This is a genomic window from Erythrobacter sp. SDW2, assembly GCF_021431965.1.
Classification (GTDB): Bacteria; Pseudomonadota; Alphaproteobacteria; order Sphingomonadales; family Sphingomonadaceae; genus Parerythrobacter.
In genome coordinates, this window is sequence record NZ_CP090370.1 from 901,960 (window position 1) to 915,835 (window position 13,876).

Here is a 13,876-nt window from a genome sequence, read left to right on the forward strand (position 1 = left end):
GTCGATTTATATAACTTGCCTTACTTAAGAATCGACTTGATTGGTATTAACTATAATTTGCAGACGCGGGCAATGATTCTCTTAAAGGTCGATCATGATCCTTACTTGTTGTGGGCTGCACCCGTAGGCATCGGCGATGACCTGGCGGGCTTCGGCGATGGCTGCTTCGGCGTGGCTGATGTCGCGGCCCGTGATGAGTTCGGCCTCGGCCACGCCCAGTGTGTCGGCCAGTGCGCCGATGCGGCTGGCAACGGGTTGTGATCGGTCATGTTCCCACGCCCAGACGGTTGGCTTGCTGACGCCCAACTGCTCCGCCACCTGTGCCAGCGTTAGCCCGCGCTTCTGCCGCAAGGTGGCAAGCCGCTTGCCGAGCGAGCCGAGCGCGGGGCCCTGCGCTGGTGGCGTTTGCTCGGGAGGGGCGATAGCGCTCTTGAGCTCTGATGCGCTGAGCACGGCGAGTGACAGTGGCTGGTCGAAGCGGCAGCCGTGGAGCGAGGCGCTGCGCCACACGACACGGGCTGGCGTCGGGCCCGCAAGCGGCAGGTCGATCATCACTTTTTCGCCCTTTTCCAGCCTCACATCGCTCTCCAGCATCAGCCCGCTGGCGGAGATGTTGTGCAGCCGCACCAGCGTTTCTTCGCCATTCGCCCGCAGGCCCTCCGTGGCGAGCCGGACCGCCCGGCGCGGCGAATCGCGCCCACTATCGGCATTGGATGTTGGAACGAGAAGTCCGGGAATGGCCACGTCGAGATTCTCCTGTTGGGGGAGGAGAAAGCTCGGCCCGATAGCGTTAAGCCGGCGTTAGGAGACGAAGTTAACGGCGCGCAAACGTTACCTGCGTCAGCGGAACCGGCGGTCGAGCCACTTCGCGCCTAGGACACCGCCTGTGATCAGAAACGGCACCAGGACAAAGCTGAGCGTCACCTTGGCCAGCACTTGCCCGATCAGCAGGTTGGTGATGTCGAATTCGCCATAAAAGGCGAGAGTGACGAAGATGACTGAATCGATTGCTTGGCTGAGCGCCGATGCTACCGCACCGCGGATCATCAGGCTGGCAGTGCTTCCGTCCGGCCCGGCCTTGCCCGCCAGCTTGGAGAAGATCCAGATGTTGAGCAGCAGCGACGTGATGTAGGCGGCAGGCCCCGCCATCAGGATACGCGGAGTTTGGCCCAGCACGCGCTCGAACGCGGCGAGGTCCTCGCCGCGGAACTGGATCATCTCGGGCGAGGGCGGTAAGCTCAGGACAAGCCCGATCAAGGCCGCCGAGAGCGCCAGCGGCAGGAAACCGATCCAGACCAGCTTGTTGGCAGTGGCCTTGCCGTAGAGCTGGGCGATGGTGCTGGAGATTACCACCAGCAGCAGGAACGGGAAAATTCCCGCTTCCACGGCCAGCGGGCTTGGCCATAGCTGTACCTGCTTATAAGCGACCACGCCTGCCAGCACAGTCATCCCGCCGTAGAGCACGAGATAGGTAAAAAGGCCGACGGGGAGGCGGGGTGCGGCACTGGCTTGCGGCGCGGCGGCGGTGGTCTGTTCCATTGCGGAGGCATAGGCGAGACAAGGGCCCCAAGGGAAGAGTCTGCCACCCGGCCGCGGCGTAGTTTCCCACGGCTGGACATTCGTGCCCCGTCCCTGCGATTGACTGTCAAGCGCCGAGCGGCGAAGGGGGCAAAGTTCTTCTTCGTTACGAAAGAAACTGCATGCCGCCCTTCGTGACCAGCATCCTCGGTATTCTTGCCATCCTCGGCCTCGCCTTCCTGCTGTCGAGCGGCAAGAAGCGGATCAAGCTGCGGATCGTTGGGGCAGCGTTTGCCCTGCAGGCGCTGATGGCGTTCCTGGTGCTGGGCACCAGCGGCGGACGGCGGGTGATCCAGGGTATGGCCGATGGTGTCGCCGCGCTGCTGAGCTATGCCAACAAGGGAACGGAGTTCCTGTTCGGGGCCGACAATCCGCTCGCCAACACCTTCGCGCTGGGCGCGCTGCCCGTGATCGTGTTCTTCGCCGCGCTGGTCTCGATCCTCTATTACCTCGGCATCATGCAGCGGGTGGTGCGCTGGGTCGGTGGCGCGATCGGCTGGGTTACCGGGATCAGCCAGGTCGAATCACTCGGCGCGGCGGCGAACATCTTCGTCGGCCAGTCGGAAAGCCCGTTGGTGGTGCGGCCTTATCTCGCCGCACTCAGCCCAAGTCGTCTCTTCACATTGATGGCGGTCGGCATGGCCGGGGTCGCCGGGACAATCCTTGCTGCGTATGCCGGGCTACTGGGCGAGGAATACCTGCCCTACCTGCTCGCCGCCGCCTTCATGTCGGCCCCGGGCGGGATCCTGATGGCCAAGATCATCATGCCCGACGAGGACGGCGGCACGCCCGAGGCGGAAGGCAACATCACGCTCCCCGCCGCGCGCATCAGCGGCGACGGACCGGCGGCGATCACCGAGGGTGACAAGCCGCACGAGGTCGCCGTGGCCGAGACTTTCGAGGAAGGGCACCGCCCCGCCAACATCATCGAGGCGGCCGCGCAAGGGGCACAGACCGGCGTCAAGCTGGCCGTTGCCGTCGGAGCCATGGTGCTTGCCTTTGTGGCACTGGTGGCGCTTGCGAACGGCCTGCTGGGTGCAGTTGGCGGTCTGTTCGGATTGCCCGATCTCAGCTTCCAGCAGATCCTGGGCTACGTCTTTGCCCCGGTCATGTTCCTGATCGGCATTCCCTGGGCAGAGGCGGGCACCGCCGGGGGGCTGTTCGGAACCAAGATCGTGCTCAACGAATTCGTCGCCTTCATCGAGCTGGGCCAGCTGGAGACGCTTTCTGAACGCAGCCGCGCCATCATCACCTTTGCGCTATGCGGCTTCGCCAATTTCAGCTCGATCGCGATCCAGATGGCAGTCACCGGCGGGCTTGCGCCCAATCAAAGACCGGTTATTGCCAAGCTCGGTATCAAGGCCCTTGCCGCCGGCTCGCTCGCCAATTTGATGAGCGCAGCACTGGCGGGTCTGTTCCTCCCCTATTAAGTAGACGCCATGCCAACTATCGCTTCCGTTTCGCTTGACCAGCCGCTCGAGAGTATCGCCGACGAGCTGGGCCATTCCTTCGCTGAATTCGGCTTCGCGGTGATCCGCGACCATGGCATTCCGCAAGAGCTGATCGACCGTGCCGAGGAAATGTCCAAGGCCTTCTTCGCGCTGCCTGACGAAACCAAGCTGCAGTACAAGATCCCCGGCGGCGGCGGTGCGCGCGGCTATACGCCGTTCGGGACCGAGAAGGCCAAGGATGCCAAGGTCCATGATCTGAAGGAATTCTGGCATGTCGGCCGTTCGCTGCCGGAAGGCCACCCGCTGGCCGAATTCATGGCGCCCAATGTGTGGCCGCACGAGGTCGAGGGTTTCGAACAAACCTTCGAGGCACTCTATGCAGCATTCGAAAAGGCCGGCCTGCGCGTACTGGAGGCAATCGCCATCCATCTCGGGCTGGATCGCAACTACTTCGAAGACACCGTCAAGGACGGCAATTCGGTGATGCGGCTGCTGCGCTATCCCCCGCTCGAAGGCAAGGAAGCCGAAGGCGCGATCCGCGCCGCAGCCCATGGCGATATCAACACCATCACGCTGTTGCTGGGTGCGGAGGAAGCCGGGCTGGAACTGCTGACCAAACAAGGCGAATGGCTTGCCGTGAACCCGCCGCCGGGCGCGCTGGCGGTCAATATCGGCGACATGCTCGACCGGCTGACCAACGGCAAGCTGCGTTCGACCACCCACCGCGTCGTTAACCCGCGCGGCGAGGCGGCCTACCGGGCGCGTTACTCGATGCCGTTCTTCCTGCATTTCCGGCCCGACTTCATGATCGAGCCGCTGGCGTCATGCCCCGAGTCCGTCACCGGCAACGTGCCGCAGCCGCCGATTTCGTCGCACGAGTTCCTGCTCCAGCGCCTGCGCGAGATCAATTTGGCCTGAGAACTGTGCCGGAGCTGCCGGGGGAGTCAGAATCTCTGATTGTGTTGCATTGCAGCAACATACGTAAGTCCCTGCAAATCCGAAGATTTCCAAGAGAATCGGCCTACTGTGGCAGGTGGATAAATCCGTGCCATGCCACTGTAACAATTCACCTCTCTGGGCCATAGGCGAGTACCGGCCTGGGTTCCGGCTCACCAGATTCGATTCAATCGTTCGTCCACGAGCTCTCCAAAAGGGGTAGTCCATGAAGCTCAAATATCTCCTCGCCGCCACCGCTGCGAGCATCACCACCGCTGTCGTGCTTCCGGCACCGCTCGCGGCTCAGCAGATCACTTCGGGTATCGAAGGTACCGTCACCGATGACAGCGGCGCTCCGCTGGCCGGGGCAACCGTTGTCATTACCGACACCCGCACCGGCACCTCGCGTACGCTGACCACCGGCGCCGAAGGCCAGTTCCGCGTCGACAGCCTGGTCACCGGCGGCCCCTACACCGTCACCGCCAATTCGGGCGGCTTCCAGGGCCAGACCATCGAAGAAGTCTACATCAACCTTCAGGGTAACTCGCAGCTGACCTTCGCGCTTTCGAGCGGTTCGGACGTCATCGTCGTTACCGGCGAGCGCGTCTCGCTGAGCCAGCAAGCGATCGGCCCGGGTCAGTCGTTCGGCACCGAGACCATCGAGGCCTTCCCCTCGATCAGCCGCGACGTTCGCGACATCATCCGGATCGATCCGCGCGTTAGCCTCGACCGCTCGAACGAAGTCGATCGCGTCAGCTGCCTCGGCGGCAACGACCGCTCGAACGCCTTCACTGTCGACGGTATCGCCCAGTCCGACCTGTTCGGCCTCAACGGCACCCCGTTCGCCAGCCGCAACTCGCTGCCGCTCCCCTATGACGCGATCCGCGAAACCTCGGTCGAGTTCGCACCGTTCGACGTCCAGTACGGCCAGTTCACCGGCTGCGCGATCAACGTCGTGACAAAGTCGGGTCGCAACGAATTCTTCGGCTCGGCCTTCTACACCTACGCCTCGGATAGCCTGCAGGGCGACACCGCCAAGGGCGTCGACTTCTCGGCTTCGCCTTACAAGGAAAAGCGCTGGGGCGCGACGCTGGGCGGCCCGATCCTCAAGGATCGCCTGTTCTTCTTCCTCGGCTATGAAAAGACCGACCTCGCTGACAGCCAGGAAGACGGTCCGGCCGGCCTTGGCTACCCGAACGAACTCGACTTCGTGACCGAGGCACAGTTCGACCAGTTCTCGCAGATCCTGTCGCAGACCTATGGCTTCGAAACCGGTGGCCTTGCTACCAACCTGCCGGAATCGAGCGAACGTTTCTTTGGCCGCCTCGATGCCTACATCACTGAAGATCACCGCCTTGAAGCGACCTATCAGAAGCTCAAGGAAACCAATGTCGAGGGTGACGATTTTTCGGTTTCGAGCCGTGTTCTGACCGGTTTCAACAGCTTCGAGGACGAAGGTACGGACAGCGATTATTACTCGCTGCGCCTCTATTCGGACTGGTCGTCGGACTTCTCGACCGAACTGCGTATCAGTCGCGCCGAAGTGCAGGACGTCCAGGGCCCTGTCGGCGGCGGTGAAGCTCAGTCGGACAACCCGATGCCGCGCTTCGTCGTCGGTGTGGAGAACAACGGCATCGCCGGCTCGATTGTTGCCGGTCCGGGCTTCTCGCGGACGTCGAACGACCTCAAGACCACGGTCACCCAGGTCAAGGCACTCGGTCGCTGGAACAAGGACGACCACACGATCACATTCGGTGGCGAGTTCAACCAGCTCAAGGTTTTCAACCTCTTTGCGCAGAACTCGACGGGTACGCTGACCTTCGACAACCTGGCTGACTTTGCTGCAGGGCTGATTTCGACTGGCACCAACACCTTCCCCAGCGGTGACCAGATCGTGGCCGGCCAATCGGCTGGTGCCTACGGCAACTTCACCGCAACCGGCGACATCAACGATGCCGCTGCCCGTTGGAAGCGCAACACCTTTGCCATGTATGTCCAGGACGACTGGCAGATGACGGACCAGTTGAACGTGATCGGCGGGGTCCGTGTCGAGTGGCTTTCGGGCGATGCCCCGACGCCGAACGCGAACTTCTTCGACCGTTACGGTTTCACCAACGCCAACAGCTTCGGCAAGATCGATCCGGTGGTGCTCCCGCGCTTCGGCTTCACTTACGAGATCTATAACGAAGGGTTCTTCAGCAACACCCAGATCAAGGGCGGCGTCGGTCGTTTCACCGGTGGTGACCCGGCGGTGTACTTCTCCAACGCCTTCTCGAACAACGGTTTTGCAGTCGGCTTTGGCCAGACCGGCTCGGGCGGCTGCTTCACCGGCGGTGCGCAGGCTGATGTGGTTGTCAACGGCCAGTTCACCGGCATCCCGCAATGCGTGCTCGCCAATGCAGCGACGCAGTCGGCACGCGGCCTGGCTGACACCCAGTCGACCGATCCGAACTTTAAGATGCCGACCGTGTGGCGCGCCAACCTGGGCGTTTCCAGCATCATCGGGACCGAAAGCGGCTTCTTCAGCGACTGGCGCCTGAGTGCCGATTTCATCTACTCGCGGTTCGTGAACCCGGTGGACTTCGTCGACCTGTCACAGGTTGCCACCGGCACCACGGTTGATGGCCGACCGATCTATCGGGCCATCGACCCGACGGCCGCTGGCTGTAATGCCACGCTCCTCAACGAAGGTGGCCGACCGCCGGTCTATTCGGGAATCAGCGCCGCCTGCTTCAACACCAGCCGCGACGACGAAATCCAGCTGACCAACGGTGCCAGCTACGAAAGCAAGATCGCTTCGGTCCTGCTGTCGAAGAACTGGCGCAGCGGCATTTTCACCGACGGTGGCCGGATCAACTTCAACCTCGGCTACGCCTACACGGACTCCGAGAACAACCGTAACAACAACAGCTCGACCGCGACCTCCAGCTTCGACATCGTCGCCGCTGCCGATCGCCAGGCTGTCGATGTTGCGCGGAGCGAGTATTCGTCGACCCACAACATCACGCTGGGCCTGAACGTTCGCGAGCAGTTCTTCGGCGACAACGACACCAGCTTCGGCTTCGTGTTCGTAGCGCGTTCGGGTCGTCCTTACTCGATCGTGTGGGACAACGCTCCGTCGGCAGTGCTGAACGACAGCGCCAGCGGCGACTTCAACTCGCTGATGTACATCCCGAACGGGGTGGGCGATCCGAACGTTGTCATCACCAACGCGGCTTTTGCCACTGCCCTGGATAACTTCATCTCGAGCAACAAGTGCATCGCCAAGTATCGTGGCCAGACGATCCCGCGCAACTCGTGCGAGAACCCGTGGTTCTATGACCTCGACCTGCGCTTCAGCCAGGAAATCCCGGGTCCGATGAGCGCGTTCGGCCTGAAGGATGACAAGCTCAAGCTGTTCGTCGACTTCGACAACTTCCTGAACTTCATCGACAGCGATGCAAACGTGTTCAAGCGCTTCGGCTATACTGAAGCTCTGGTACGCGCGAGCGTCGATGGTCAGGGCCGCTATGTCTACACCCCGATCAACGGGCAGTATGATGCGACCGCCGGCACCGTCAGCCTGCGTGAGGCGCTGGTCCAGAGCTCTTCCTCGCTGTGGAAGATCCAGCTGGGCGTGAGCTACGACTTCTAGTCCCGGTTCACCGGTAACGGACACCAGAGCGGCGGCTTCCCCGGTGGAGGCCGCCGCTTTTCTTTGTCGCGGCGTTGCGCGATAAGGCGGCGATGGAAAGCGCTCCGCCGCAAGGCACCAGCTATACGACCAGCAAACGCAGGCCGAGCGTGCCGGTCATCATCGGCATTGTGATCCTGCACATTGCGATATTCTACGGACTGCTGCGGGCGTTTGCGCCCGGTGTCGTCACGCAGATCGAGAACACCGTGCTCTCGGCAGTGACAGTCACAGTGACGACGCCGCCCGAACAAATGCCGACTGCCCCCGACGAAGCCGGTGCAGCAGGCAATCCGGGCAAGGAGGCGACACCCAAGCCGACCACCGCTCCGACGCCCAAGGTCCCGGTCAAACGCGACAAGCCGCAGCCCAAGGCGACCTCCACCGGCACTGATACGCGCTCAGGAGCCACGCAGGGCGGCGACGGGACCGGGGCTGCGGGATCGGGCGACGGCACGGGCGCGGGCGGCACGGGCAGCGGGCGCGGCGGCGGGATCGCGGTCAAGCCTTCGGTCCGCTCGGGCCAGATCGACCAGGCGCGCGATTTCCCGGTGCCGGAGGGCGGGCGGCAGACTCGTTTCGGCAAATCGGTGGTCGTGGTGTTCACCGTTACTACCGATGGCCGCGCGACCGGCTGCTCGGTTGCGCGCAGCAGCGCCGATGCCGAGGCGACTGCCCGGGTGTGCCCGCTGGTGATGGAGAAAATCCGCTTCAACCCGGCGCGAACGACCGATGGGACACCAGTCGAGGCGCGCTATGGCTATGAGGTGAAGTTCAACCAGCGGGACTGACTGAAGTTGCTCAATCCTTCGCCAGCAGTTTCTGGCCCTGCTGCTGCATCGCGCCGGAAATGACCGGTTCCATGAACGACAGCATGGCGGGCAAGGCGATCTCCACCACCAGCTGGTGATCCTCGATATCGACGGTGCCGCGCAGGGTCTGGCCCATTGCCTTGATGGTCAGTCCCATGCGGTCCTCGCTCGGCCAGTCGGTCAGCACTTCCGCCATCGGGCCGGGAATATGCTCGACCATCTTGTGCGCATTGTCGCGCAGGCGGCGGCGGGCTTCCTCGCGCGGGAGCTCGTGCGGGATCGGGACGCGCATCAGCCGGCCGTCTTCTGCTGGTCGAGGCTGAAGTCGGGCAGGGGGACACCGCTGCCCTCCTCCATTCCTTCGCCGTATTTGTAGTCGAGGTAGCGATGCTTGATCGCGAGGTCATCGAGCGAGCCCTGTGCCAGCTGGCGTGTGACGCTGTCGATCTCGCGGCTGATCTTGCCGAGGCCGGCCACAAGCTGCTCGTCCGGCGTCGCTCCGGCGCGCTGCTCGGTCCGCAGATGTGTGGGAATGGCGCGATAGCTGTCGATCATCTCGGGCAGGGTTTCGCCAACCAGCTGGCGGATTTCGCGCATCGCCTCGTGGTCGGCGGGAACCTTCTCGAGCTGGAGGCCGAGCGCGTCGAGCTGCACGCCCATGTCCTCGACCAACTTGACCGCAGGCGCGGGCAGGGCACTGCGCTGGTGTTCCAGCCACAGCTCGGTCCGGGCGACCATCTGCCGCACGTCGCCCTTGTTGATATCGGCCCGCTTTGGCACCTTGACCTTCGGAAACTGCGAGAAAACGCCGAGTGCGACGACGGTCGCCACGGCCAGCAGCATGACGCCCCAGAAACCGATACCGCCGATGATCGCGCCGATCACACCGGTGCCGATCCAGATCGCAAACACCGCCAGAGCGACGTTGCGGACTTTCTTCATCAGATTATCACGCTTGAGCCGGGCCGAGCCTTGGCCGATCGAGCTGGCCCGACGGTGGACGCCGCCGTCGCGCTGCAAGGCCAGCGACTGCTTCGCCGCGCTCAGGATCTCGTCGCTCTGGCGGGTCGTGTCGCTCATCAGTTCCCCAGCGACAGCAGCGAGGGTTCCGAAGCGGCAACCTTGGCCTGCGCCTGGGCCTGGCCTTCGGCGCGGGCGATATAGCCCTTGGACTTCTCGACTTCCTGCGTCAGCACGGTGACGGTCTGCTTCATGCTGTCGAGCGCGCGCAGCTTGAAGGTGTCGACCTCGTCCATGGTGTCATAGATGTTCTGGAAGGCGCGCTGCAGCGTTTCCAGCGGAATGGTGCTGGCGGCGGCCTGCTCGTGGATCTTGCCGGTCTGTTCGCGCAGCATGGTGCTGGTCGAATCGATGATGCCGGCGGTGGTGTCGTTAAGCGCGGTGATCTGCTGCAGCACCAAACGCTGGTTGGTCATCGCCTCGCTGACGGTCACCGCCGTACGCAGCGCACCGACCGTGGTGGTGCTGGCGCGGTCGACGCCCTTGACCAGCTCGACATTGTTCTTCTTGACCAGATCGAGCGCGAGATAGCCCTGCACCGAAACAGCCATCTGCGTCAGCAGGTCCTGCGTGCGCTGGCGGACATAGAACAGCGCGGTCTCTCGCACCGCCTTGGCCTTGGCCGGATCGACGCTGTCGAGTTCGTTGGCCTTTTCTTCCAGCCGCTCGTCCAGCGTTCGCGAGATGTGGATCATCTGCTCGAGATTGCCCATCGCTTCCCACAGCTTGGCCCGCTCCACATCGATCGCGGCATTGTCCATCAGCAGCTCGTCCTTGCCATTGGCCAGCTTGCTGAGGATGTCCTGGATGTGCGTCTGCGCGCTCTGGTAGCTGCGGAAATAGCTGTTGAGCTTGTTGCCGAAGGGAATGATGCCGAGGATCTTGCGCGTGCCCGTGAGCTTGCCGCGCTTCGACGGATCGAGGTCCTCGACCACGCTGCGCAGTTCGGCGAGATTGGCACCGACGCCCTCGTCCTTGCTCATTGCCCGCACCGGGCGGTCAAGGAAGCGGTTCGAATGACCGGCGGCGGCAAGGATTTCCTTGCGGCCCATATTGGTGATCTGGTCGACCTTCTTGCCGAACTCGGGTGAGTTGGCATCGACCGACAGCAGGTCATCGACGAAACTGTCGACTTTCTCGTCGAGCTTCGACTTCTGCTCGCTTGTGACCGGGACGAGTCCGGCAGCCTTTTCCGGTGCGATTTCGGGCACCGGGGTCGGCGGGGTCAATTCGAATTCGACGGCGGTCGCGGTCTTGGTCTCGTTCGTGGCCATGGTCCGGTGCAATTCCCTTCTGTGCGTACCTCGGTGAGGCTCACCTTGCTGTATTAAGTGCATAAGACACGCATTTCAAGCCGCGCTCATGCCATTCGTCGGGCACGAGCATACGCCCCGCGAAAGGCAGCGGGCAATAGTTTCTCGGGAACGGCTTCGCTCAGGCCGCTTCGAGCAATTGCAGCGGCTGGATTTCGCCTGACAGATACAGCTTCTTGGCCTTGGCCCGGCTGAGCTTGCCCGACGAGGTTCGTGGCAGGGTCCGCGGCGGGATCAGTTCGACCACGCAGTTCATGCCGGTGACCGATTGCACCTTCTCGCGAATGGTGTCGCGCAGCTTGATCCGTTCGTCCGGGTCGGACACGCGGCAATGCACCAGCACGGCCGGGGCCTCCTCACCGCTCTCGCTCTCGACGCTGAAAGCGGCAATGTCGCCATGGTTGAAGCCCGGCAATTGCTCCACCGCCCATTCGATATCCTGCGGCCAATGGTTCTTGCCGTTGATGATGATCATGTCCTTGGCCCGGCCGACGATGAACAGGTAACCATCGGCCATGTAGCCCATGTCGCCGGTGTCGAGCCAGCCATCGACCAGGCATTCCTCGGTCGCTTCCTCGTTGCGGAAGTATGAGTGCATGACGCTGGGGCCGCGGCACCAGACCTTGCCGATCTGGTGGTCGCCCTTGACCGCGCCGTTTTCGCCGCGGATCTCGACGTCCATATCGGGCAGGGGTTTGCCGCAATTGACAATGGCGCGATAGCGGGCCGGGCGGCTGAGGTCGCGGCGCGTGCCGGACAGGCGCTCTTCCTCCACCAGTTCGACCCGGATGCCTTCGCCCGGAGGCATCACTGTCACTGCCAGCGTCGCTTCGGCGAGGCCGTAGGAGGGGGTGAAGGCGCTGGCCTTGAAACCGGCGGCAGCGAAGGCGTTGACGAACTGCTGCATCACGTCCGGACGGATCATGTCGGCCCCATTGCCGGCCAGCCGCCAGCGCGACAGGTCGAACCGCTCGGCAACATTCGACTGGCTGGAAATGCGGCGAGCGCAAATGTCGTAACCGAAGGTCGGCGAATAGCTCATGGAGTTGCCGGGGTTGCGGCTGATCATGTCCAGCCAGGCCAGCGGGCGGCGTGCGAAGTGCTCGGTCTTGAGATAGTCGGCGCTGACCTGGTTGCCGACCATCGAGAGGAAACAGCCGACCAGACCCATATCGTGATAGAGCGGCAGCCAGCTGACCCCGCGGTCGCCTTCGCCGATGTTCATGGTCGTGGCATGACCGTAGAGATTATGCAGCAAGGCGCGATGGGTGACTGCGACGCCGGTGGGGAAGCGGGTCGAGCCGCTGGAATATTGCAGGTAGCAAATGTCGTCCGGGCCGACCTCGGGGAAGTCGCATTCGGGCGCCTCGCGCTCTGCGAAGCTGGCCCAGTCGGAGCCTTTGCAGCCCTGCTTGGCAACTGCAGCTTCGGCCATCTCGGCGATTTCGGGCGGATAGAGCAGGACCTTCGGGTCGCTGCTCGACAGCTGCACGCCGAGCTGGTCGATGTAACTCTCCTTGCCGCCGAAGGTTGTCGGCAAGGGCAGTGGAACGGGCCAGGCCCCGGCGTAAACGCAACCGCAGAAAAGGGCCATGAATTCAGGCACGGTCTCGGCCACCAGCGCGACACGGTCTTGCTTGCCGACGCCGGCTGCCATCAGGCGGCGCGCCATGGCCTGCGCATCCTGGCGCATCTGCGAATAGGGATAGACCCGCTCCAGCGTGCCCCGCGCATCATGGAAATTCAGTCCCTTTTTGCTGCGCGCAGCGTAGTCGATTGCCTCGTTGAAGGTCGCAAAATCTGACCGTCGCCGCGGCAGCGGACAATCGTTGGGGGTTGGAATCAGCGTGTTATCGGTCATGATCTGTGGCGAAACCCGTATCTTTTCGCGCACTTAGGCGCTTCCTGTCCCTGAACGCGGCGCAATGAACAAAGCCTGCACCGTCACAAAGTTTTCCCATTTGATAATCACTGTGGCACGAATATGGCCGATGCAAGCGAAGCGGCCTTCCCGTCCACGGGCAAAACGCCCGACAAAGCCCCTCGACGAGACGCGGCTGCGCGACCTTGCGCTGGCCTATGTAGCCCGATTTGCGACCAGCGGGGGCAAGCTTGAGGCCTATCTCAAACGCAAGCTGCGCGAGCGCGGCTGGGAAGGCGAGGCCGAGCCGGATGTCGCTGCGCTGGTCACCCGTTATACCGAACTTGGCTACGTCGACGATGCGGCCTACGCGCGCGCCAAGAGCGGCGACCTGTTGCGACGTGGCTATGGCCCGCGCCGGGTGTCGCAGGCGCTGGGTCAGGCGGGCATTGGCGAGGACCTGCGGGCATCGGTTGCCGCCAGCGCGCATGAAGCGAGGGCAGCAGCGCTGCAGCTGGCCCGCAAGCGACGCTTCGGACCTTTTGCCGGCGAACCCGCCGACAGGGCGCTTCGCGAAAAGCAGCTTGCGGCGATGATACGTGCGGGGCATGGCTTCGACATTGCACGGGCGGTGCTCGAAGCCGCCAGCGAAGACGAGGCAGAGGCATGGGTCAGCGAAGCGATCGAGTAGTGGCATTTCTGGGTGCGGCACTGGCAACTGCCGGATTGCTGGCTTGCTCGCCGCAAGCCGGGGCGGAGGTTGCTGCGAAGGCCGAGGCGAGCGCGCCGGCGACACATCCGATCTCGGGTCTCGCGATCATTCCGGTGACCGTGACTAGTGGCGAGAAAGTTCACACCTTCCGCACGGAGGTCGCTGCTACCGGCCCGGAACAGGCCAAGGGTTTGATGTTCCGCACCGAACTCGCGCCCGACGAAGCGATGATCTTCCCGCGCGAGGTGGCAGAGCCCGCGCGGTTCTGGATGAAGAACACCCCGATCCCGCTCGACATCATCTTCATCGGCCCGGATCGGCGCATCGCCAATATCGCGGCGATGACCGTCCCCTACTCGCTCGACGGGGTCGAGTCGCAAGGCGCGGTGATCGCGGTCTTCGAGATTGCTGGGGGGCGCGCTGCCGAACTCGGCATCCAGCCTGGCGATAAAGTGGACTGGTAAGGGCGGAATGGATGCGGGAAGGGTGAAGTTGCACCTTGGCCCGCTCCGTCCAATCC

At 63.2% G+C, this 13,876-nt stretch carries 12 protein-coding genes; 6 read left to right on the forward strand and 6 right to left on the reverse strand.

All coding sequences use genetic code 11. The annotated features are described in order from the left end of the window. Window positions 1-81: 81 nt before the first annotated feature. Window positions 82-744, reverse strand: a complete 663-nt coding sequence (locus tag LY632_RS04415) for a helix-turn-helix domain-containing protein (protein ID WP_234092597.1) — start codon at window positions 742-744, stop codon at window positions 82-84. A 96-nt stretch (window positions 745-840) separates the two neighbouring features. Then, window positions 841-1,539: a queuosine precursor transporter gene (locus LY632_RS04420; protein WP_234092598.1), complete on the reverse strand. Its 699-nt coding sequence runs from the start codon at window positions 1,537-1,539 to the stop codon at window positions 841-843. A gap of 161 nt (window positions 1,540-1,700) precedes the next feature. Here LY632_RS04420 and LY632_RS04425 point away from each other — a divergent pair, with 161 nt between their 5' ends. The 4 genes from LY632_RS04425 to LY632_RS04440 all read left to right on the forward strand — a co-directional run bounded on the left by LY632_RS04425 (window position 1,701) and on the right by LY632_RS04440 (window position 8,429). Further along, on the forward strand, window positions 1,701-3,008 hold the full coding sequence (locus LY632_RS04425) for a NupC/NupG family nucleoside CNT transporter (RefSeq protein ID WP_234092599.1): 1,308 nt from the start codon (window positions 1,701-1,703) through the stop codon (window positions 3,006-3,008). 9 nt (window positions 3,009-3,017) lie between these two features. Beyond that, window positions 3,018-3,947: an isopenicillin N synthase family oxygenase gene (locus tag LY632_RS04430; protein ID WP_234092600.1), complete on the forward strand. Its 930-nt coding sequence runs from the start codon at window positions 3,018-3,020 to the stop codon at window positions 3,945-3,947. A 244-nt stretch (window positions 3,948-4,191) separates the two neighbouring features. After that, window positions 4,192-7,599, forward strand: a complete 3,408-nt coding sequence (locus LY632_RS04435) for a TonB-dependent receptor (RefSeq protein ID WP_234092601.1) — start codon at window positions 4,192-4,194, stop codon at window positions 7,597-7,599. A gap of 92 nt (window positions 7,600-7,691) precedes the next feature. After that, a complete protein-coding gene (locus LY632_RS04440) occupies window positions 7,692-8,429 on the forward strand; it encodes an energy transducer TonB (protein WP_234092602.1) in 738 nt (245 codons plus the stop codon). 10 nt (window positions 8,430-8,439) lie between these two features. On the opposite strand, the gene LY632_RS04445 is transcribed toward LY632_RS04440, so the two are convergent. The 4 genes from LY632_RS04445 to LY632_RS04460 form a co-directional block, all read right to left on the reverse strand. Next, window positions 8,440-8,742: a polyhydroxyalkanoic acid system family protein gene (locus LY632_RS04445; RefSeq protein WP_234092603.1), complete on the reverse strand. Its 303-nt coding sequence runs from the start codon at window positions 8,740-8,742 to the stop codon at window positions 8,440-8,442. Then, window positions 8,742-9,530 (reverse strand): hypothetical protein, encoded by a 789-nt coding sequence (locus LY632_RS04450; RefSeq protein ID WP_234092604.1) that lies wholly within the window; start codon window positions 9,528-9,530, stop codon window positions 8,742-8,744. Before LY632_RS04450 ends, LY632_RS04445 begins: the two co-directional genes overlap by 1 nt. Beyond that, on the reverse strand, window positions 9,530-10,744 hold the full coding sequence (locus LY632_RS04455; RefSeq protein WP_234092605.1) for a toxic anion resistance protein: 1,215 nt from the start codon (window positions 10,742-10,744) through the stop codon (window positions 9,530-9,532). The genes LY632_RS04450 and LY632_RS04455 overlap by 1 nt, the downstream gene beginning before the upstream one ends. Before the next feature lie 160 nt (window positions 10,745-10,904). Beyond that, window positions 10,905-12,644 carry a fatty acyl-AMP ligase gene (locus tag LY632_RS04460; protein ID WP_234093326.1) on the reverse strand — a complete coding sequence of 580 codons (1,740 nt, stop codon included), beginning with the start codon at window positions 12,642-12,644 and terminating at the stop codon, window positions 10,905-10,907. Window positions 12,645-12,774: 130 nt separating this feature from the next. Between LY632_RS04460 and LY632_RS04465 the strand changes: the two genes are divergently transcribed. Together LY632_RS04465 and LY632_RS04470 are read left to right on the forward strand one after the other, a co-directional pair. Continuing rightward, complete coding sequence (locus tag LY632_RS04465; protein ID WP_234092606.1) at window positions 12,775-13,335, forward strand: regulatory protein RecX; 561 nt, start codon at window positions 12,775-12,777, stop codon at window positions 13,333-13,335. Continuing rightward, on the forward strand, window positions 13,311-13,820 hold the full coding sequence (locus tag LY632_RS04470; RefSeq protein ID WP_370636556.1) for a DUF192 domain-containing protein: 510 nt from the start codon (window positions 13,311-13,313) through the stop codon (window positions 13,818-13,820). The genes LY632_RS04465 and LY632_RS04470 overlap by 25 nt, the downstream gene beginning before the upstream one ends. Window positions 13,821-13,876: the final 56 nt, after the last annotated feature.